This window comes from Prauserella oleivorans, assembly GCF_042685745.1.
GTDB lineage: Bacteria > Actinomycetota > Actinomycetes > Mycobacteriales > Pseudonocardiaceae > Prauserella_A > Prauserella_A oleivorans.
In genome coordinates this window covers 1,950,650-1,970,261 of the sequence record NZ_JBHUNT010000001.1, presented here as the reverse complement: position 1 = coordinate 1,970,261, position 19,612 = coordinate 1,950,650, and the positions used below count along the sequence as shown (strand labels likewise).

General features: G+C 68.9%; 19 protein-coding genes. 12 read left to right on the top strand and 7 right to left on the bottom strand.

The genetic code is table 11. The features are described from left to right. Positions 1-15: 15 nt before the first annotated feature. Positions 16-1,977 (bottom strand): heavy metal translocating P-type ATPase, encoded by a 1,962-nt coding sequence (locus tag ACFSZT_RS09770; RefSeq protein WP_110341218.1) that lies wholly within the window; start codon positions 1,975-1,977, stop codon positions 16-18. Then, complete coding sequence (locus ACFSZT_RS09765; RefSeq protein ID WP_377392689.1) at positions 1,974-2,384, bottom strand: ArsR/SmtB family transcription factor; 411 nt, start codon at positions 2,382-2,384, stop codon at positions 1,974-1,976. Before ACFSZT_RS09765 ends, ACFSZT_RS09770 begins: the two co-directional genes overlap by 4 nt. 50 nt (positions 2,385-2,434) lie before the next feature. Here ACFSZT_RS09765 and ACFSZT_RS09760 point away from each other — a divergent pair, with 50 nt between their 5' ends. The 4 genes from ACFSZT_RS09760 to ACFSZT_RS09745 are packed head-to-tail and all read left to right on the top strand — an operon-like array spanning position 2,435 to position 5,423. Next, entirely contained in the window at positions 2,435-3,067 is a 633-nt protein-coding gene (locus ACFSZT_RS09760; RefSeq protein WP_245960019.1) for a class I SAM-dependent methyltransferase, read from the top strand. After that, entirely contained in the window at positions 3,067-3,693 is a 627-nt protein-coding gene (locus ACFSZT_RS09755) for a methyltransferase family protein (RefSeq protein ID WP_110341224.1), read from the top strand. Before ACFSZT_RS09760 ends, ACFSZT_RS09755 begins: the two co-directional genes overlap by 1 nt. Before the next feature lie 2 nt (positions 3,694-3,695). Beyond that, positions 3,696-4,466 (top strand): AraC family transcriptional regulator, encoded by a 771-nt coding sequence (locus tag ACFSZT_RS09750; RefSeq protein ID WP_110341226.1) that lies wholly within the window; start codon positions 3,696-3,698, stop codon positions 4,464-4,466. Between the two features lie 48 nt (positions 4,467-4,514). Further along, positions 4,515-5,423 carry a sterol desaturase family protein gene (locus ACFSZT_RS09745; RefSeq protein ID WP_110341228.1) on the top strand — a complete coding sequence of 303 codons (909 nt, stop codon included), beginning with the start codon at positions 4,515-4,517 and terminating at the stop codon, positions 5,421-5,423. 57 nt (positions 5,424-5,480) lie between these two features. On the opposite strand, the gene ACFSZT_RS09740 is transcribed toward ACFSZT_RS09745, so the two are convergent. The 3 genes from ACFSZT_RS09740 to ACFSZT_RS09730 form a co-directional block, all read right to left on the bottom strand. Continuing rightward, entirely contained in the window at positions 5,481-7,550 is a 2,070-nt protein-coding gene (locus ACFSZT_RS09740; protein ID WP_377392696.1) for a hypothetical protein, read from the bottom strand. Between the two features lie 88 nt (positions 7,551-7,638). Beyond that, on the bottom strand, positions 7,639-9,636 hold the full coding sequence (locus ACFSZT_RS09735) for a hypothetical protein (RefSeq protein WP_110341232.1): 1,998 nt from the start codon (positions 9,634-9,636) through the stop codon (positions 7,639-7,641). Continuing rightward, complete coding sequence (locus ACFSZT_RS09730) at positions 9,633-10,343, bottom strand: hypothetical protein (protein WP_245960020.1); 711 nt, start codon at positions 10,341-10,343, stop codon at positions 9,633-9,635. Before ACFSZT_RS09730 ends, ACFSZT_RS09735 begins: the two co-directional genes overlap by 4 nt. A 137-nt stretch (positions 10,344-10,480) precedes the next feature. Between ACFSZT_RS09730 and ACFSZT_RS09725 the strand changes: the two genes are divergently transcribed. Then, on the top strand, positions 10,481-10,780 hold the full coding sequence (locus ACFSZT_RS09725) for a hypothetical protein (RefSeq protein WP_110341234.1): 300 nt from the start codon (positions 10,481-10,483) through the stop codon (positions 10,778-10,780). 14 nt (positions 10,781-10,794) lie between these two features. Here ACFSZT_RS09725 and ACFSZT_RS09720 read toward each other — a convergent pair whose 3' ends face one another. Further along, complete coding sequence (locus ACFSZT_RS09720; protein WP_110341236.1) at positions 10,795-11,160, bottom strand: ArsR/SmtB family transcription factor; 366 nt, start codon at positions 11,158-11,160, stop codon at positions 10,795-10,797. Between the two features lie 116 nt (positions 11,161-11,276). On the opposite strand from ACFSZT_RS09720, the gene merA reads away from it, so the two are divergent. The 5 genes from merA (at position 11,277) to merB (ACFSZT_RS09695) (ending at position 15,228) form a co-directional block, all read left to right on the top strand. Beyond that, on the top strand, positions 11,277-12,698 hold the full coding sequence (merA, locus tag ACFSZT_RS09715; protein WP_110341238.1) for a mercury(II) reductase: 1,422 nt from the start codon (positions 11,277-11,279) through the stop codon (positions 12,696-12,698). A 19-nt stretch (positions 12,699-12,717) separates the two neighbouring features. Then, the gene (locus ACFSZT_RS09710) at positions 12,718-13,131 is read left to right on the top strand and encodes a MerR family transcriptional regulator (protein WP_245960021.1); all 414 of its coding nucleotides are present in this window, start codon (positions 12,718-12,720) and stop codon (positions 13,129-13,131) included. Positions 13,132-13,205: 74 nt separating this feature from the next. Further along, complete coding sequence (merB, locus tag ACFSZT_RS09705) at positions 13,206-13,880, top strand: organomercurial lyase (RefSeq protein ID WP_110341240.1); 675 nt, start codon at positions 13,206-13,208, stop codon at positions 13,878-13,880. Next, on the top strand, positions 13,877-14,548 hold the full coding sequence (locus ACFSZT_RS09700) for an alkylmercury lyase family protein (RefSeq protein ID WP_168214104.1): 672 nt from the start codon (positions 13,877-13,879) through the stop codon (positions 14,546-14,548). The genes merB (ACFSZT_RS09705) and ACFSZT_RS09700 overlap by 4 nt, the downstream gene beginning before the upstream one ends. Then, on the top strand, positions 14,545-15,228 hold the full coding sequence (gene merB / locus ACFSZT_RS09695) for an organomercurial lyase (RefSeq protein ID WP_110341244.1): 684 nt from the start codon (positions 14,545-14,547) through the stop codon (positions 15,226-15,228). Before ACFSZT_RS09700 ends, merB (ACFSZT_RS09695) begins: the two co-directional genes overlap by 4 nt. A gap of 378 nt (positions 15,229-15,606) precedes the next feature. On the opposite strand, the gene ACFSZT_RS09690 is transcribed toward merB (ACFSZT_RS09695), so the two are convergent. Continuing rightward, the gene (locus ACFSZT_RS09690) at positions 15,607-16,203 is read right to left on the bottom strand and encodes a cadmium resistance transporter (protein ID WP_110341246.1); all 597 of its coding nucleotides are present in this window, start codon (positions 16,201-16,203) and stop codon (positions 15,607-15,609) included. Positions 16,204-16,637: 434 nt separating this feature from the next. Here ACFSZT_RS09690 and ACFSZT_RS09685 point away from each other — a divergent pair, with 434 nt between their 5' ends. Continuing rightward, positions 16,638-17,474, top strand: a complete 837-nt coding sequence (locus ACFSZT_RS09685) for an SAM-dependent methyltransferase (protein ID WP_110341248.1) — start codon at positions 16,638-16,640, stop codon at positions 17,472-17,474. After that, positions 17,471-19,594 (top strand): hypothetical protein, encoded by a 2,124-nt coding sequence (locus ACFSZT_RS09680; RefSeq protein ID WP_110341250.1) that lies wholly within the window; start codon positions 17,471-17,473, stop codon positions 19,592-19,594. Before ACFSZT_RS09685 ends, ACFSZT_RS09680 begins: the two co-directional genes overlap by 4 nt. Positions 19,595-19,612 lie beyond the last annotated feature (18 nt).

The window sequence follows — 19,612 nt, the reverse complement described above, 5'->3', positions numbered from 1 at the left end:
TGGGTCCGCTGACGCTCACGAGGAAGCCCCCACCGCGGTCGGCGTCAACGCTGGCTGATGGTCGGCCGTGTCCTGCAGGGGCTTGGTGCGGCCGGCGCGGACGCCGTTGGCGATCACGACGACCTCGGCCAGCTCGTGCACCAGCACCACCGCGGCCAGCCCCAGCACGCCGAACAGTGCCAGCGGCATCAACGCGATGATCAACCCGAGGGACAGGCCGACGTTCTGCAGCATGATGCGGCGGGCGCGGCGGGCGTGGGTGAACGCCTGGGGCAGGTGCCGCAGGTCCTCGCCCATGAGCGCGACGTCGGCGGTCTCGATCGCCACGTCGGTGCCCATCGCGCCCATCGCGATGCCCAGGTCGGCGGTGGCCAGGGCGGGTGCGTCGTTGACGCCGTCGCCGACCATCGCGGTCGAGCGCTGGCCGCGCAGCTTGTCGATCAGGCGGGCCTTGTCCTCCGGGCGGAGTTCGGCGTGCACGTCGTCGATGCCGACGTCCTTGGCGAGCGCGGTAGCGGTGGCGTGGTTGTCGCCGGTGAGCATCGCGACGTGGTAGCCGTCCCGGCGCAGCTGGGCCACGACCTCGGCGGCTTCCGGCCGCAGTTCGTCGCGGACCGCGATCGCGCCGACGACCTGGCCGTCCTGCTCGACCAGCACAGCGGTCGCGCCGGCCTGCTGCATCCGCTCCACGTCCGCGGCGAGTGCGCCGGGGTCGAGCCAGCCGGGGCGACCCAGCCGGAGGGTGTGTCCGTCCAGGCGGCCGGTGAGCCCGGCGCCGGTGACGGCCTCCACGTCGCTGGCGGGGGTGACGTCGTCGACGGCGGCGAGGATCGCCTTGGCGAGCGGGTGTTCGCTGCGGGCCTCCAAGGCCGCGGCCAGGTGCAGGACCTGGTCGCGGGTGGCGCCGTTGGTGGTGGCGACGTCGATGACGGCGGGCCGGTTCGCGGTGAGGGTGCCGGTCTTGTCCAACGCCACCCCGCGGACCGCGCCGAGGGCTTCCAGCGCGGCGCCGCCCTTGACCAGCACACCGAGCTTGCTGGCCGCACCCACCGCGGCCACCACGGCGACCGGGACGGAGATCGCCAGCGCACAGGGGGAGGCGGCGACGAGCACGACCAGGGCACGTTCGATCCAGGTGACCGGGTCGCCGAGCAGGCTGCCGATCACCGCGATCAGCGCGGCGGCGATCATGATGCCGGGCACCAGCGGTTTGGCGATCCGGTCCGCGAGACGCTGGGAGGCGCCCTTGCGGGCCTGCTCGGCCTCGACGATCCGCACGATCCGGGCGAGCGAGTTGTCCTCGGCGGTGGTGGTGACCTCGACTTCGAGCACGCCGGTGCCGTTGATCGACCCGGCGAACACCTCGCTACCGGGGCCGGCCTCGACCGGGACGGACTCGCCGGTGATCGCCGAGACATCCAGCGCGGTGCGGCCCTCGCGGATGATCCCGTCGGTGGCGACCCGCTCGCCAGGTTTGACCAGCATCCGGTCGCCGACCCTCAGCTCGGCCGGGGACACCACGGTCTCGGTGCCGTCGCGCAGGACGGTGGCCTCTTCCGGGACGAGGGACAGCAGGGCGCGCAGGCCGCGGCGGGTGCGCGCGAGGGAGTATTCCTCCAGGCCCTCGCTGATGGAGAACAGGAAGGCCAGCATCGCGGCCTCGCCGACCTCGCCGAGGATGACCGCGCCGACCGCGGCGATGGTCATCAGCGTGCCGACGCCGATCTTGCCCTTGACCAGCCGCTTGAGCGTGGAGGGGACGAAGGTGTAGGCACCGGCCAGCAACGCCGCCACCTCCAGCACCAGCTCGACCGGCCGCGAAGCGCCGGCCCAGCCCGCGATCAGCGCGGCGAGCAGGAACACCCCGGAGATCGCCGCGAACTGGAGTTCCTTGACTTGCCAGAGCCGTTCCGGCTCGTGCTCCTCGGCCTCCTCGCCCACGGGTTCGTCGTGGCCGCAGCCGCACGCGTCGCTCATCGAGCACTCTCCTTGCTGTCCTCAATCGCGCTGTCCTGATCCGCGTCGGCTGGGGTGTCGGTGCCGTAGTTCGGGCACAGCGCCACCGCGTTGCCGGTCGCGGCCAGCAGTGTTTCCGCCGATGCCAACAGGTCCATCAGCTCCGGGCGGGCGAGGCTGTAGAACACCTGCCGGCCCTGCGGGCGGCCCACCACCAGCGCGCAGTCACGCAGGCAGGCAACGTGCGCCGAGACCGTGGACTGCGCCATTCCCAACGCGGCCACCAGGTCCACCACTCGCGCCTCACCGCAGGCCAGGCGTTGCACGATCGCCAGCCGCGTGGCGTCCGAAAGGCTGTGGAACAACGCCACCGCCGGGTCCAAGCCCGCGCCCACGCTCGACGCGAGACATCCATCCGTGCTATTCATCGTCACTAGGCGATGATAGCAGTGACACGTGATGGAATCGAGGTTGGACGATGTTGATGAACAAGGCCGAGACAGCGCTGGTGAATTCCCCGCCCCGGCGCTGGCTGCAGCGCTTCTACGAGGCCCAGGTGCTGATGCGGTTCGGCGGGCGGCTGATCCCTGGGGCGCGGGTGCTGGAGATCGGTTGTGGGTCCGGGTACGGGACGCAGCTGGTGCTGGAGCGGTTCGGCGCCGGCAGCGTGGACGCCGTGGACCTGGACCCGGCGATGATCGAGCACGCTGGCCGGCGCCTCGCTCGCTACGGAGACCGGGTTCGGCTCGTGCAGGGCAGCGCGACCGACCTGCGCGCCGCGCTGGATGCCGAGGACGGCGGCTATGACGCGGTGTTCGACTTCGGGATCGTCCACCACATCCCGGACTGGCGCGCGGCCATCGCGGAGGTCGCCAGGGTGCTCACGCCGGGCGGGCGGTTCTACTTCGAGGAGGTCACCGCCCACGCCCTGGCCCGCCCCATCTACCAGCGGCTGTTCGACCACCCCACCGAGGACCGGTTCACCGCCGACCAGTTCCTCGACCAACTGGCCCACCACGGCCTCGCGGTGCTCGGCTCGGTCACCCGGATCAGCGGTGACTACCTGCTCGGCGTGGCCGCGAAGCCGGTGCCTACAGGGAGTGACGGGTGATGGCCGTCGCAGCCCTGGCCCTGTTCGTCGTATTCATGGCCCTCGCTGGCGGAGTGCGCACGCTGATCCAGCGCCGCCGCACCGGCGACACCGGCAACCGGCGCACCTGGGCGGCACGCGGCTCGCTGGAATGGTGGGGGCTCGCCGTAGCTGACCTCGGCTACCTGCTGGTGGGGCTCGGCGCGCCGGTCGCCGCGCTGGCCGGCGTGCCGCCGCTGGCCGTCGTCGACTACCCGGTTGTGCGCGGTCTGGGCGTCGTGCTCGTGATATTCGGCATCCTCGCGACCTTCGGTTCCCAGCTGGCGCTGGGCGCCTCCTGGCGGATCGGGGTCGACCAGATCGAACACACCACGCTGGTGACCACCGGTCCGTTCCGGCTGGTGCGCAACCCTGTCTTCACCGCCGCAGCCAGTGTGTTCCTAGGCTTGGCGTTGATGGTGCCCAACCTCGTGGCGATCGCCGGCCTGGCGGTCACACTCATCGGAATCGAGATCCAGGTGCGCCTGGTCGAAGAGCCCTACCTACGCGGTGTCCACGGCGCGCCATACACCGACTATGCCTCTCGTGTCGGCCGCTTCCTGCCCAGTATCGGTCGCCTGCGGGCCAGCCGCCCTCACGGGAGTTGACGATGTGGCAGGGAACGGTGGCTCTCCGGCCCGGCCGGTTGATCTACACCGGCCAGGTCGGCGTCGCCCATCGGCACCGACACGCCGCGGTGCAACTCGTGCTCGCCACCGACGAGCCGGTGCGGCTGCGCGACGAGGCCGGCACCGGCCGGCAGGCCCGCGCGGCGGTGATTCCGTCCGGCGCGGAACACGAGATGGTCGGCGGCTCGTCGGGACTGCTGGCATGGATCGACGCCGACGGGCTGCTCGGCCAGACACTGACCGCACGGGTGCGGCGCACCGGGCTGCCCGTCGACTCCGTCGCCGCGTGGGCTGCGGCGGCGCAGCCACTGCTCGACAACGGCCTCCCAGTCGACGGCACCCCGATCGGGCTGCTTGACCAGATCCTGTCCGAGCTCGCCGATGCGGACACACCTGACCAGGTGCCGTTGCACCCAGCGCTACGGCACGCGGTAGCTGCGCTGCCGACCATGCTTGACCACACTGTCCACCTGGGACAGCTCGCCGCGGCGGTCGGTATCTCGGCCAGCCGGCTCGGTCACCTGTTCAGCGACGAACTCGGCCTCCCGTTCCGGGCCTACGTCCGCTGGGCACGCCTGCAGCGGGCGATCGACCACGCTCGGCAGGGTTCAACACTCACCGACGCCGCGCACGCCGCCGGATTCGCCGACAGCGCCCACCTCACCCGCGTCTGCCACGAGATGTTCGGCCTCGCCCCCTCACTCCTGGCTCGCGCCGTGCACTGGCACGAACCAGTGCCGGAGATGGGTTAGCGAGTCTGTTCAAGGTGGAACGGGTGATCTGCCCGCAGGCTCAACAGCATGAAAACGCTCGTCCGGTACGGCTACGTGCCGTTCATGCTCCTGGCCATCAATGGCGCCGGCATTGCCATCGCCGCCTCCGGCGGCTCTAAACTCTGGCTGCTCGCCCTGCTGCTGCTCGCCATCGCCGCATCGTTCACCGCCGAACGCGTCCTGCCCTACCGCGAGGACTGGAACACTCCGCACGACGACGACCGGCGCGACGCCGTCCACGCCGCGGTGAACGAAACCCTCACCCTCGGCAGCGTCGCCGCCCTGCCTGTGCTCACTGCAGTGGCCTCGATCGACGGCGTCTGGCCCCACGACTGGCCGTTCATCCTGCAGGTGCTCGTCGCCGTTCTCGTGGCTGATCTCGGCATCACGCTGGTCCACCTGGCCAGCCACAAAGTCCCGGCGCTGTGGCGGCTGCACGCGGTGCACCACAGCGTCAAACGCGCTTACGGTTTCAACGGTCTAATGAAACACCCGCTGCATCAGACCCTGGAAACCGCCGCTGGAGTAGCGCCCCTGGTCCTACTTGGCCTACCGACCAGTGTCGCCTACGCGCTCGCGCTGTGCGTCGCCGTCCAACTCCTCCTCCAGCACTCCAATGTGGACTACCGTGTCGGTCGTCTGCGCGTCGTGCTCGCGCTCAACCAGGCGCACCGGTTCCACCACCTGAAATGGGCCGGCATCGGCGACGTCAACTTCGGACTGTTCACCCTGATCTGGGACCACCTGCTCCGCACCTACTCCTACGACCCCGAGCGCCGGTTCAGCAGCGACGACCTTGGCATGGCGGCGAAACCGCACTACCCCAACGGCTATCTCGCCCAGCTCGCCGAACCTTTCCGTCCCAGCGGTGCGTGCGCAGCCGACGAACCGCAACCGGAAACAATGAGCGAACAGGCTCATCCGGCGTCGCGCTGACCCGCTTTCGGTCGAAAGGCGGCTGCTGCGGCAAGGACGGCGCGCCGCTTTGGCGGGCTACGTAGACAGATCGTGAGGTGTCGGGCGGTTTCCAGCCACGACCCCAACGATCACAGTGCGGTCCGTTGTAGCACCGGGTGGACGATGGCGGGCGGCCCAGACCGATTCGTCGACTCGTGGCGCGCCGTCGGGATGTGGTGTGAGGTCGAGTACAAGAAGTTGGCCGAACGGCACGTTGGTGTTGCCGTATTCCGCAGCCTGACGAACGTACTTGCCCTCAAGATTGGTGGGAGCGGAGTTGGCGAGTTCGCGCTTGATCTCAGTGAGGTACCGAAGGGTTCCGAACGTCACGATGACGTCGGCACGCCCCGTCGCGATGTCGGAAGCTTCGACCGAGACCAAACCGCCGAGCTGTCCGGTTGCGAGCCACTGATGGTAGTCCTGTTGCAGGTCCGCCTCGACAGGCCGACGTTCGCCCTTCTTGAGCTGGCGGCGGTAGTCCTTGTCCTTCTCCTTGTGCAGCCCCCACGTCTTGGTCGTGAGGTCGGCGCGGCTGTGCAGGAACCGCAAGGTCTGTTCGAGCAGCAGCCCGAAGGTGTCTCGCACTTCGCCGACAAAGTGCGGTGACTCGGCGAGTTGTCGGAGGAGATCCTCAAGGAGGCGATCGAGTACCGGGTGCGCAGTCCGCGACCGTGCAAGCTCGCTGCTGTGCACGACCCCTTCGAGAACCTGGAGATTGTCGTCGCTGATGTCGGCAGCGAGATCAGCGGCCTGCTGCTCGCCAAGAGCATGGACTAGTGCGGGTGCCAGACGGTGCAACCGAGCGGTATCGGCCGCGTGAGGCTCCTCATCGTCGTCCCCATCGGTTGCGGAGCGCGACGAATGACTGTGGTCCTCACGTTGTCGTGCAGCGACTGCCTCAATACGGGCAAGGAGCAGCTCTCCTGTGTAGACGTCGAGCGGAGGAGCATCCAACTTGGACACTTCGGTGACCGAGCGGCGAAGCGCCGCAAGCAGACTCTGCTGACGCATGATCGCGTTCTCGATAGCAGGCTCGACAACAGCAGCCAGTCCTGGCGTCGCTTCCACGCCGGGCAGCGGTCGCACAGTGCGGGCCTGGGCGTACGCGTCGAGGACCGTTGCGAGCGCCTCCCACACGTCCATCCAGACCGTTTCGGACAACCGCTCTGCTGCTGCATTGAGCAGGAGCACGAGTCGCTGCCACGCGAGTTCTGCGGCACGCCGAGGCCGAAGCCACGACGGCGCGTGCATCCCACTCAACCATGCCTCGCGCTGGTCCAGCGCCGCGGTGAGCCGATCGACGGCGTCGGTCAACCGGTTCTGGTCGTGGGCGGCGAACGCGAGGATCGCATCACAGGCAGCCGCGTATGCCCTGGCATCGTGACGCGCCTCCTCGGCGGCGTCGACGGTGGCGAAACCTGACCGGGCGGTGGTGAGGGCCTCCATTGCCGCCGGGAGAGTCTCGGCGGCAAGGGCGGATCTCAACTCGTAACAGGCCAGCTCAAAAGCCGCGTCCACCGCTGCCGCTTCGTCGTGGCGCAGTTGATCCAGCGCGCTGTGCAGTGAAGTGGCGATGGTGGCCTCGTTCGCCCAGCGATCCATAGCCGCGCCCAGCAGGCGGGGAAGGCGTTCGGTGAACTCCTCGGGAGCGTCGGACGGCGGTGCGGTGAGGTGGCCGAGAATGCCGAACGGCGTGACGGCACCGGCCACCGCCAGACGCACGGCGCCTTCGAGACGTCCAGCTGCCAGCAACGGATTGGAGTGGATCAGCGGCGCGAGGTCGCGCAGCAACACGTTGTGCAGCTGCACTCCTTGAGCGTCCACTGTGGACGGACTAGCAAGAAGCTCGTCCAGGCTGCCCGCCAGCGCCAGCAGGCTCTGCTGGCCGGTCAGGCCATCGATGAAGCTAGCAGTGGCGGTCTCCCAGCCAGCTGTCTCGGCGCCGACAACTTGGGCTAGCGCGTGCGCCAGCACCGGAGCCAGTGGGCCGGCGGCGATGTCGGCTGCCTCCTCGGCTACCGCCTCCACTCCGAGTTGGGCGAGCGTGGCAGTAGTCCGTGCGGTCGCCGTGTCGGCAAGGTGTTCGGCGAGCCGGGTCATGTCCACAACCGCCATGGTGAGCGATTTTTCCGACCGGTCACGTCGAACGCCGCAGAGCATGCGCCTACAGGACGCTGCAGCGGAGATACCGAGATCACCACAGCGGCGCACCTTCCTCGGCGGTGACAAGGCAGTCGGCGGGCAGAACTGCCTTGCTCAGCTCGCGGTCGGCGGTTGTGATCAGCACCTGGATGTGGTTGCTCGCGGCCAACTCCGCGAGCTCCTTGAAGACGACGGCCGCGTCGAAGTCCTGTACCTCCTCGGCCTTGGGGCTGTCGATCAGGACGAGACCGGGGTGGGTCGAGATCCCGAGCTTGGCACCAACCCGCAGCAAGGCGATCACAACGGCGATGCGCAGCCGGACCTGTTCACCGGGACTCTGCTTGCCGAAGAACGACTGCGCGCCCCCGCCTTTGATCACCTTCAGCTGCGCGGCCCGGTTGACCTCCACCCTTTCCAGTGCGCTCATCCCGAATCGACGTGCAAGATCAGCGATCTCGGCGTTCAGTTCGGTGAACAGGGCGGCGGCAGCGGCCTTGCTGTCCTGATCGAGCACCTTGTCCGCGGCGGCCAACACCTTGAGGACAGTGGACTCCTGGTCTTCCTCGTGCTCGGCCAGTTCGGGCACCATCTCCAACGCGCCCTTCCACCGCGCCACCTCAAGCTCTGCAGTCATGCGCTGGCGCACTGTGTCCGTGGAGCCAGCGGCCCGCAATCGCTGTTGTGCCTCATCCAACTGTGCGGTGAGTTGGGAGAGGGTTGATTCAGCGGATTCCAGCGCCTGCCGTGCCGCATCTTCGGCAGCCCTGCTGGCATCGACACGCGCCTGTGCCTCGGCCTCGACCTCCTCGTCGCTGGCGGTCTCGCCGACGACCTCGGCGGTGCAGACCGCGCAACGGTGCACATCGCGCTCTTCCTGGCGGCGTTGCGTGGTGATCGGCGTTTCGCAGCGCGGGCACGCGCTGGGGTCCAGACCGTGGAACAGCAGCCGAGCGATCTGGCTTTCCTTGACGTCGTTCAGCGCCTTCTCGTCCGCCTGCCGTTGTCGCCGCGCGGCCCGGTAGGCCCGGTTGAGCTCGTCCCACTCCTCGTCGGCATCGGCAACTTGGCGGGCGAGCCGACCGGCTGTGTCTGCCAGGTCGGTCAGCGACGGTCCGGGCGCTTGCTGGACGAGTCGGTCGAGTTCGGTCTGTGCAGCCGTGAGCGCCTCCTGGGCTCGGGCACGTTCAGCCGCCCGCTGCTCGGCCGCTCCCCGTGCGCGCTCACGTTCCTGGGTGACCTCGGACTGCAACACCTCGCGCGTCGCCTTCACCCGTGTGAGCACCGCGGCAGCAGGCAGGTCGAGGAACACCTGCAACAGCCGTCCGGGCAGACCGGCCATCGGCTGATCCCCGAGCAGGGGCTTGTCGGGCCCAGCCGGAAGATTAATCGCGGAGTAGTAGGCAGGCCAGCCATGAGTCTGGGTGCCGACCTGCTTGTCCTTGCTCACCGAATTCACCAACGGCTGCAAGTCGAGCCGATCGAGCATCAACGTGGCCACCTGCGCGGCATGGTCGTCCTCGTCTGCGGCATCAACCAGGATCGAGACACCCTGGCGGTCCTCGGCACCATCCTCCGCCGTGAGGCTCTCCCAGCGTGCGGCAGCGAGCACCACGCCTCTGGTCAGAACACCCTTGTCGAGTGAGAGGCGAAACCCAATCGCCTGCCCCGCGATGGTGGCGTCGAGCTCAACTCCGGAGAGCCAGCGGCGGACATCAGCCTGCAAGCGGTCGCGAGGTGACCCCCGCAAGCACCACGTGATGACCTCCAAGACGCTGGTCTTGCCCCGGAAGTTGGATGCGACCAACGCGGTGAAGTCGGTGTCGAAGGTGAACGTGCGGTCAAACGGACCGTCATGCTTCGTTCCGGCACGCACACCGTGCACGCGCAGGCGGTGGACTCGGACCGACCGAGGGCGTGCCGGCGGGTAGGCCAGCGGGATGCCGTGGGTCGTGAAGACCTCAACAACAGCATCCTCGGTGGTTTTTGCCGCGGCAGCGATCCGCGCGACGAGCGAGCCAGAGTGTTCGGCGCGGGATGCCTCCACGGTCATGCGTCTACCCCGTCCGTCACCGTGGCCTCCGTCCGCAGTTGGGCGAGACGGCTCCGTGCCCGAGCGCTGATGCTGCCAATCCGTGTCCCACGGGCTGCCGTCGCGTACTCGTCCTGCAGGTACTGACGCTCCTTCAACTGGTTCCCCCCTCGTCCGTCGGCCAGATCGAGCACCAGCTGCACACGATCGACGTAATAGCGAAAGGCCGGCGCCTGGGCAACGACCGTTCGGGCGACCTCGCGGCCCCGAGCCAGCAGGTAGTAGTCGTGTCGCGAAGTACGGCCGACCCGCCCGTGGCGGCGCCGCACGACCAGCCCCGCGCTGCGCAGAACCGCCAGCGCGTCATCGAGCGGCTCGTAGGCGCCGAAGTGATGACGCAGCATCGGGTATCGGCGTACCTCCGGTTCCTCGGAGTCCAGGATCTGCGCCGCCAAGTCCAGCAGCCTGGGCTCGCCGCTGCGCTCGTAGTCGTTGAGCAACTCGTCGGCGAGGAAATCGGGACTCCGTAGCCAGAAGTCCAGCTTCTGCAGCCGAAGCTGCCCCTCCACCACTCCGACAGCGTCCACCAAGGCGGCGTCGTCAGTGATCGGTGGGGGTAGTGGTTCGGCGGCGCCGTCGATCAACAACAAGATCCGCACCGCATCCTGCTCGCGACTGGTCACAGGCGCACTGACCTGGTCGTTTACGTCGTCATCGCCGCCGTCCACGATCAGTCAGCCTAGGCGACACTGAGTGACAGCCAAAGGTCAAACTGCCTGCATGCCGGTTTCGTTATCCACGCGAGAGTGATGCCCGGTCGGGGGCAGATGTCTCGGCGTACGCTCACAGACCTGGAGGTGGCCAGGTGACCGTCCAACCGGAGCAGGACAGGGCAACGGAAACATCGTGCTGGTGCTGCGGTACCGACTATCCGGAGACGGAACTGGTTCGCTTGGGCCAGCACCCCGAGGTTGGTGTGTGCCTCGGGTGCGCGCGATGGCTGCAACGACGAGCGGTCCAGCGTTACGACGAGCAGCATCCCTCACCGATGGGCCGGTTGCGTTCGGGGATCAATGCCGTGCGCGCCGCAGTGATCAGGAAGGGCTGGCATGAGCGCGGCGTGATCGGCGCCGTGCTGCGCTGGATCGACCGCCGCCTGCCGTAGCAGCTGACGATGGCTCACGTGGTGGGCGTGATGCGCATGCAGGCGGCCAGGGCGGCGGCGTTGTCCGCGGCCAGCGACCGGGCCAGCAGCACCAGTTCGGCGACGCGTGCGTCGGTCACCGTGTAGTAGGCGAAGCGGCCCTCACGGCGCACCTGCACGTAGCCGCAGTCCGACAGGCAGCCGAGATGGGTGGACACCCGTCCCTGGGACAGGCCGACGTGCGCGACGCACTCGGTGACGGTGTGCTCGTCGTGCAGCAGGAACTCCAGCAGCCGCAGCCGCGCGGGGTCGCCCAACGCGCGGAAGAACTTGGCCACCATCTCGACCCCGTTCGGCTCGGTGGGCAGCAGCGTGGCAGCCGGCTGGGGACCTGCGGTCATGTCTTCGCCATCCTCAGATCAAGCACCCATGTATGCGGATGAACAGATATGAGATTAGCATCAGATATATCCGCGTAGGCGAATACGTGGGTGAGGCGACGCTAGGAGGCAGCCGGATGCGGTACGACCTGGCCGTGATCGGTTCCGGTGGCGCGGGCTTCGCGGCGGCGATCGCGGCTCGCGGCAGGGGCCGGTCGGTGGTGATGATCGAACGCGACACGGTGGGCGGTACCTGCGTGAACACCGGGTGCGTGCCCTCCAAGGCGCTGTTGGCCGCGGCCGAGGCACGCCACGTGAGCCTGGACGGCCGGTTTCCCGGCATCACCACCTCCCCGTTCGAGGTGGAGCTACCAAACCTGATCGACGGCAAGCGAGAGCTGGTCGAGTCCCTGCGGGCGGAGAAGTACACCGACCTGGCCGCCGAGTACGGCTGGGACATCCTGACCGGCGCCGCCCGGTTCACCGCCATCCGGTCCGGGCCCGTACTGGAGGTTGACCTGGCCTCTGGGGAGACCGTGACGGTTGAGGCCGAGCACTACCTGATCGCCACCGGATCCATCCCAGGAGCTCCGCCCATCGACGGACTCGCCGAGACGAACTACCTGACCTCGACCACGGCGATGGAACTCGACGCGCTGCCCCGGTCGATGATCGTGCTCGGCGGCAACGCCATCGGCCTGGAACAAGCCCAGCTGTGGCACCGGCTCGGGGTCGAGGTGACCGTGGTCGAGACGTTGCCGCGGCTGGCGCCGTTCGAGGAACCCGAGGTCAGCGCGGGCATCGAGCAGGTGTTCGCCGACGAGGGCATCCGGGCGATGCCCGGTGCCACAGTCAGCCGCGTCGAGTCCGGACCGGACGGCTACCGCGTCCGGCTCACCGACGCGCACGGAAACCTGAGCGAGCTGACCGCGGAGCAGCTGCTGGTGGCCACCGGCCGCCGCCCGGCCGCAGACGGCCTGAACCTCGACGCGGTCGGGGTAAAGACCGGCCCGCGCGGCGCGGTCGTCGTCGACGAGTACCTGCGCACCGACAATCCCCGCATCTGGGCCGCCGGGGATGTCACCGGGCACCCGCAGTTCGTCTACGTCGCCGCCGCCCACGGCACGCTGGTCGCCGACAACGCCTTCGCGGACGCGGGACGCACGCTGGACTACCGCCACCTACCGCGGGTGATCTTCACGAGCCCGCAGATCGCGGCAGCCGGCCTCACCGACGCTCAGGCCGCCGAGCAGGGCTACGTGACGGACAGCAGGGTGTTGCCACTGGAGTACGTGCCGCGGGCGCTGGTCAACCGGGACACCCGTGGCCTGATCAAGCTCGTCGCCGAACACGGCACTGGGCGGCTGCTGGGCGCGCACGTGCTCGCAGACGGTGCCGGCGACGTGATCGCGACTGCCGTGTACGCCCTGGCCAACCGGATGACCGTGCAGCAGATGGCCGACCTGTGGTGCCCGTATCTGACCATGGCCCAGGGCCTCAAGCTCGCTGCCCAAACGTTCACCCGTGACGTGGCCAAACTGTCCTGCTGCGCCTCCTAAGCCTGGGGAAAGCGACCTCATGACGAGCAACGGGCTGATGACGGTCGGGGAACTGTCCCGGCGCACCGGGGTGCCGATCAAGACGCTGCGCCAGTACACCGACTCGGGCCTGATTTACACCATCGGCCGCAGCCCCACCAACTATCGGCTGTTCAACACCGATGCCCTGTGGTGTGTCCAGCTGATCGGCCAGTTGCGCGGGTTCGGCCTGACCGTCGCCGAGATCCGCGAGCTGACCCGCACCGATTCGCCGATCGGTCCCCAGCTCGCGGAGCTGCTGCACCGGTCACGAGCACGGCTGACCGCACGGATCGCCGAGCTGCAGCAGACCCTGCGCCGCATCGACGACTTCGAAGCCACCCACCAGGCGGCTCTGGCCGGTCAGGGCGGCCAGTGCTGGCTGGGCGATCCTCGATGCGCCGCGAGCGCTTGACCCTCACCCCAGGGGCAGACCATACGGTCGCGATCGACCTGACCAGCACACCAGAAATCGCCGGAGGGACGACCGTGACCAGCACACATGCCAACCACGCGGTAACCGAACTGACCCGACCGGGAGGCCCCCTCGACCTCGGCCACGACCAGGCCCGCCTGGTGACCCGGATGCTCCGCCTGCTCGCCGGCGAAGGCCAGCCAGTCACCCACGACCACGCCCTGGACACGATCACCGAACTGGGCATCGACCGAGCGCGAGCCGACGCGCTGCTCGACACGTGGACCGAACGCGACGACGACGGCCTGATCGTCGGGCTCGGCGTGACCTACAACCCCACGCCGCACGAGATGACCATCGACGGCGTGCGGATGTGGGCGTGGTACGCAATGGACACCCTGATCTTCACTCACATCCTCGACAAACCGATCGCCATCGCCTCCACCACGCCTGGCTCCGGCGACGTCGTGACGCTGCACGCCAGCCCCACCGGAATCACCCACCTCCAGCCGGTCGGCGCGGTGGCCACCCAGCGGGTGCCCGGCTCCGACCAGGTCGACCTCAGCAGCACGACCGCGATCTGGGGCACCTTCTGCCACCACAACCTCTTCTTCCCCAACCAAGCCCAGGCTGAGCAATGGGCCGCCGACCGCGACGACATCGCCATCCTGTCCATGCCGGACGCCTTCACGGCGGCGCGGGACATGGCCGCAGCGCTGCTGCGCTACGAACCGGAGGGAACGCGATGACCGAGCCGCCCAACCTGGAGCTGAACAAGTGCCGGGCCGCCGCCGCGCTCACCCCACCAGCACAGCGCCTGCACCGCGTGGTGTTGACGGCGTTCGCCGAGACCGGCCAAGCACCGCTGCGGGCAGACCTGGAACGGATCACTCGCGGCCACGGCATCGACCCCGGTCGCGCGCTGACCGAACTCACCGAACGGGACCTCGTCGCCCTCGACGAGCAGGGCGAGATCCGCGCCGCCTACCCGTTCTCACCCGTCCCGACCCGCCACCAGGTCACCTGGGACCGCGGCCCCACCGTGTACGCGATGTGCGCCGTCGACGCCCTCGGCATGTCCGCCATGCTCGGACACCCGGTCACCATCACCAGCACCGAACCCGACACCGGCCACATCGTGACCGTCCAGGTCGACCACGACACCGCGCGCTGGCAGCCCGGCACCGCGGTCGTCTTTGCCGGCACCATTGACAGCAGCGAGGCTGCTTGCTGCCCCTCGGTGGACCGCACCTGCGGCCACATCAACTTCTTCACCACCCCCGACGCCGCCCACGCCTGGTCCACCCGCCATCCCGAGGTCACCGGGGTGGTGCTGGACCACCACCAGGCACTCGCCAGCGGTATCGCCGAGTTCGGCGCCCTCCTGCAGCCCATCGACCAGGAGGCCAGCCGGTGAACGACCGGACCACCGACCTGGCGCAGTTCGACCAGGGCTGGCTGGCGGCCATGGAGCAGACGCCGTTCGTGAAGGCCATCATCGCGCTGTCCGGGCTGACCAGGCTCGGCGAACGCCCCGCGCCAGTGCACCGCCTGGCCACCATCCTCAACCGGTCCGACAGCGAAACCGCGGCGCTGGTCCGACAGGAGTTCACGGCCCGCATCGAGAACGGGCTGATCCACTGGGACGACCCCTACCCAGGCAATCGGATTCGCCGAGTGGTGCATCTCGGCGATCGCCAGGTCCCGATGGGCAGCGGGTGCGGACCCGACGTGTTCACCTTCGCCGCCGTCCTCGACGTGCCCTTCCGCGTCGAGGAAACCTGCCCGACCACCGGGACACCGATCCGCATCGACTTCATCCCCGGCGGCGTCGAGCGGATGGACCCACCGGAGGCGGTCACGGTGCTGCTGCACCCCCAGGACTTCAGCGACTCCGTCGGCGGACACTTCGACGAGATCAACGCCACCGTGTGCACCTACCAGCCGTTCTTCGCCTCCACCGAAGCGGCCGAACCAGCGCTCGCCGCCCGCCCCGGAAGCCGCGCCTTCACCGTCCAGGAAATGCTCGAACGACCCTGGTTCAGCCATTACCGCAACACTCTCCGACCGTTGATCCACCCCACCAACCGCCCTTGAGTTGGCTGGGCTGACATCGGTGAGCCAGGGGTCTTTCCCGTGCAGTTCGTCGCTTTCGAGGCACGTCTGGCAGGTCACCTGCAGCGTTTGGTCGGATTCGCAGGTGCGATAGCCGGCGTTGGCCAGACCGTGGAGCCCACTCACGCAGTGGGTGGGACAACCACCATCTGCCCGCCGTGGCCAGTCGCTATGTAGCGCGCCCCGCGCGGTTGCTGAGTTGGAAACTGTCGCCGCTGGTCAAACCTGCTGCCATGACCTGCAGCACTACGAATCGAACATGTTCGAGTACGGGTCGCCTTGGGTGCGGAAGACGGCGTGCGGCATGGTGCGACTAACCAAAACCTTCTGTCGCCCGACCACGCTGACTGTCGCCAGTGGTCATACCCCGAAGGCGTTGCCTTCGATGAGGATCAGCAGGCCGAGGCCGATCAACACGATCGGGAGCAGGATGTGGCCCCAGCGCGACAGGGCGCGGGCGATGATCGGCCGGGTGGCGAAGAACCGGCCGGCTGCGCACCACACGGCGACAAGCGCGAGGAACACCACGGCGAACACGAGCAGTCCGCTCGTTCCGGCGGTGGTGAAGACCGGTACGTAGACACCGATGTTGTCGCCGCCGTTGGCGAAGGTCACGGCGGCGACCGCGAGCACGGCAGGACCATTGCCGGGGGCGACGGACTCGTCGTCGGCGGTGTCGCGGCGCTCGCGCCAGGCGTGCCAGGCCGAGCGGATTCCGAGCGCCAACGGCAGCAACCCGAGGTAGGGGATCACCGTGGCGGGCAGCAGCCCGGCGCCGAGCGCGCCGAGGATCGAGATGACCAGGATCGCGGCGAACCCGAGATACTGCCCGACGACCCGCACGGCGCCGCCCCGGTGCCCTGCAGTCTGGCCGAAGAACATCGCCAGGATGACGATGTCGTCGACGTTGGTGGCCGCAAACATCCCCACGGCCAGGGCGATGAGCCCCAGATCCACCCCAGTCCCTCTTCCCTCGCCCGCTGTCGGCGCCTCTACGGGCGGACGCCGACCAGGTGACCACAGGTGATCAGTCGCAGCCGCACCGGATCGAGACCCGCCGCAAATCACGCGCCATGAGCCGGGGTTGGCCGATGCGGAGGAGGAACCGGGGCTGACGCGGGGGGCAGTCGCGGTAGGCGGCCACTCGGCCGGGTGAACCGTGCCGCCGCTGATGTCGTGCTCACGCGTGGTGCCGCCTCACGGACGCCTCACCAGCGCCTCCTTGCCGCTCTGGTTCAGATCTTGATATCGCCGGTCTAATCGCCCACACGAATCGACCCGGCCGGTGCGGGTGGTGCGGATGAACCGCAGGTCACGGCTACCGGGTCGACCAAGCGCATGGCGCGAGTCGGCTCGTGGTGACGAGGCGGGGTGGGGAGAACTGCACGGTGATGGCGACGCAAGAGGACTCGCCAGGTCTTGTGGAACAGGTAGACCCCGACGCGCCGTCGCTGTCCCGGATCTACGACTACCTGCTCGGCGGTGGACACAACTTCGCGGCCGACCGCGCCGTGGCCAACAAGATCACCACGCTGGTGCCTGGGTATGACGTATTCGTCCGCGAGAGCCGCACCTTCGTCCGCCGCGCAGTGCTTCACATGCTCACGGCTGGAATCGAGCAGTTCCTCGACCTGGGGGCGGGCATGTTCAGCACCCACCCCGTGCACCATCTCGCCCAGGCTGAACGTCCCGACGCCCGCGTCGTCTACGTCGATCGCGACCCCGTGGTGATCGCCAGCATTGGCCTCCTTGTCGAGCAGAACGACCCGAGAGTCGGGGTGGTCGAGGCCGACCTCCGAAACGTCGATGAGGTTCTTGACAACGCCGTCACCACCCGCCGGCTCGACCTCAGTCGGCCGGTCGCCGTGGTGGCCGGGGCAGTACTCCATTGCCTGCCCGACGCGGAGGAAGCCGCTGCGGCATTGACCAGCTACTACGAGCGGTTGGCGCCCGGTTCGTTGTTGGCCGTCTCGCACGCCGATGGCAAGACACTGGGGCCGGAGTTGGCCGCCGCAGTCGAGGGCTGCTTCGCCGAGGCCGGGATCACCGTCGTGCACCGCAGCCAGCGGCAGTTCGCCAAGCTGCTCGGGCTGTGGCACCCGCACCCGGACGGCGTCGTGCCCGTCGGCTGGTGGCGACCGGACAGCTTGACCCTGCTCAGACCCGAGCACGTGTTGGGCAATGCCGTCCTGGCCAGCCGTCGTCACGAGCTCGCGGAGCAGGCATGAGCCGGCCCGAGCACGTCAACAACGTGTCCGGAACGGTCCGCGGCCCGATCCTCCAGGCTCGCACGATCACCGCCGACACGATCAACCTGCACGCCCCCGAACGACGGGTGTCGGTGCCTCGACAGCTTCCGCCACCCGCGCGCACGTGGGTCGACCGAGCCGACGAATTCGACCGACTGGACCGACTGCTCGTCACATCAGGACCGACCCGTGTGGTTGTGACCGGACTGGGTGGAGTCGGCAAGACCGGCTTGGCGGTGCGCTGGCTCGACGGACACCACGGGCGCCACCCCGACGGCGTGCTGCACGTCGACCTCAACGGCTGGAGCGGCCACCCGCCACCGGCCACCGCGCAGGTCCTCGCCGGATGGCTCCGCGCGCTCGGCGTCGCCGCCGACGACCTGCCGGGCGAGGTGGCCGAGCTGGTCGCGCTGTACCGGACGGTCACCTCGGACAAGGCGGTGGCCGTGCTGGTCGACAACGCCCGCTCCGCCGAGCAGGTGCAGCCCCTGGTACCTGCCACGGCGCGCGGCACGATCCTGGTCACCAGCCGCAATCGGCTCGCCGAGCTGGCCATCGTGGGCTTCCGCCACCTCGACCTCGACTGCTTCCCCGCCGCCACCGGCGCCGCGCTCCTGACCGGCCTCCTCGACGAGGAACGACAGCCCATCGGCGAGGAGCTGCTGCACGCGCTGGCCACCCGCTGCCACGGGCATCCGCTGGCCCTAACCATCGCCGGGGCCCATCTCGCCGCCTACCCCCGGCGCGACCCGGCGCGCCTGATCACCCGCCTGACCCACCTCGCCGAGGCGTCCACTGGCGCTTTGGACCCGCACGAGCTGTCCGTTGAAGGAGTGCTGCAGATGAGCTACGAGGACCTCGACGCCACCACCGCCCGGCTCTACCGCGGCCTGGCCGAGCATCCCGGCGTCGAGTTCACCGCCGAACCGCTCGCGGCCGGGCTCGACGTGCCGGTCGCCGAGGTCGGCCGCGGGCTCGGGAGGCTGGTGGAGGCGAACCTCGTCACCGAGACTGGAGACGAGCGCTACCGGCTGCACGACGTCCTGCGAGAGCACGTGCAAACCCTGGCAGGCCAGGATGACCAGGCCAAGCGGCTTGCGGTGCGCCGCCGGATGATCGAGTGGTACCTGCGGCGCGCGGCGGCGGCCGACAAGATCATCAATCCTTTCCCTCGCCGGTTCAGCCCCGTCTACACCGGTCTGGACACCGGCGTGTTCGCCGACCCGAAGGCCGCCCTGGAATGGGCCGAGACCGAACGCGCCAACCTTCTCGCCGCTCAACAGGTCGCCGCCGACCAGGGCTGGACGGAGCTGGTGTACCAGTTCGGCGAGGTCCTGTGGAACCCGCTGCGCCCCAACTACACCGCCGGTGAGTTGGTGAGCTCGCAGTTCCTCGGGGCCAATGCCGCGGCCGACGCCGGGCACATCCTGGAGGTCGTCTGCCGCACCCGCCAGGGCTTCGGCGAGACCAACCTCGGCCACCACGAGGCCGCCGTCGCCATCTGCACGATTGCCGTAGAGCGCGCCGCCGAAGTCGGCGACCCGTGGCTGCACTCCGGCGCGCTGTCCACCCGCGCCCGCGCCCACCTCAAGGCCGACGACCCGCACGCCGCCCTCCCTGACCTCGAACATGCCCTGGAAATCGCCGAGGGGATGAGCGACGCCCGCAGCATCGCGCTGCGGCACCGCCGCCTCGGCGAAACTGCCCTGCACCCCAAGGTCGCCGACGCCCCGCTCGCACTCCACCACCTGCGGCTGGCGGCGAGCATGTTCACCGGCATCGGCGATGACATCGGCCACGCCCGCACCGTCCTGCACCTGGCACGGGCCCTGACCCTGAACGGGCAAGCCGCCGAGGCAGTGTCGGAGCTCGCCGCGATCGAGCAGGCCGTGCGCGACTACGGCTCGGTCGGCTACTTGGCCGACCTATGCACCGTGCTCGGCGAGGTCCACGCCGCGCTCGGCGACACCGCCGAAGCCCACCGCCGCTACGGCCAGGCCATCGACTACTACACCGCCGCCGGCCCCGGCGCCGACAAGAGCAAGGCCACCGTCATCGCCCGGCGCGACGCCCTCGACTCCGACCAACCGACCGCCTGAACGCGAAGAGGAGCGAAC

Coding starts and splice junctions, on each gene's coding strand:
- ACFSZT_RS09770 (WP_110341218.1), bottom strand. CDS start 1,977: ATGAGCGACGCGTGCGGCTGCGGCCACGACGAACCCGTGGGCGAGGAG.
- ACFSZT_RS09765 (WP_377392689.1), bottom strand. CDS start 2,384: ATGAATAGCACGGATGGATGTCTCGCGTCGAGCGTGGGCGCGGGCTTG.
- ACFSZT_RS09760 (WP_245960019.1), top strand. CDS start 2,435: ATGTTGATGAACAAGGCCGAGACAGCGCTGGTGAATTCCCCGCCCCGG.
- ACFSZT_RS09755 (WP_110341224.1), top strand. CDS start 3,067: ATGGCCGTCGCAGCCCTGGCCCTGTTCGTCGTATTCATGGCCCTCGCT.
- ACFSZT_RS09750 (WP_110341226.1), top strand. CDS start 3,696: ATGTGGCAGGGAACGGTGGCTCTCCGGCCCGGCCGGTTGATCTACACC.
- ACFSZT_RS09745 (WP_110341228.1), top strand. CDS start 4,515: ATGAAAACGCTCGTCCGGTACGGCTACGTGCCGTTCATGCTCCTGGCC.
- ACFSZT_RS09735 (WP_110341232.1), bottom strand. CDS start 9,636: ATGACCGTGGAGGCATCCCGCGCCGAACACTCTGGCTCGCTCGTCGCG.
- ACFSZT_RS09720 (WP_110341236.1), bottom strand. CDS start 11,160: ATGACCGCAGGTCCCCAGCCGGCTGCCACGCTGCTGCCCACCGAGCCG.
- merA (WP_110341238.1), top strand. CDS start 11,277: ATGCGGTACGACCTGGCCGTGATCGGTTCCGGTGGCGCGGGCTTCGCG.
- ACFSZT_RS09710 (WP_245960021.1), top strand. CDS start 12,718: ATGACGAGCAACGGGCTGATGACGGTCGGGGAACTGTCCCGGCGCACC.
- ACFSZT_RS09700 (WP_168214104.1), top strand. CDS start 13,877: ATGACCGAGCCGCCCAACCTGGAGCTGAACAAGTGCCGGGCCGCCGCC.
- ACFSZT_RS09685 (WP_110341248.1), top strand. CDS start 16,638: ATGGCGACGCAAGAGGACTCGCCAGGTCTTGTGGAACAGGTAGACCCC.
- ACFSZT_RS09680 (WP_110341250.1), top strand. CDS start 17,471: ATGAGCCGGCCCGAGCACGTCAACAACGTGTCCGGAACGGTCCGCGGC.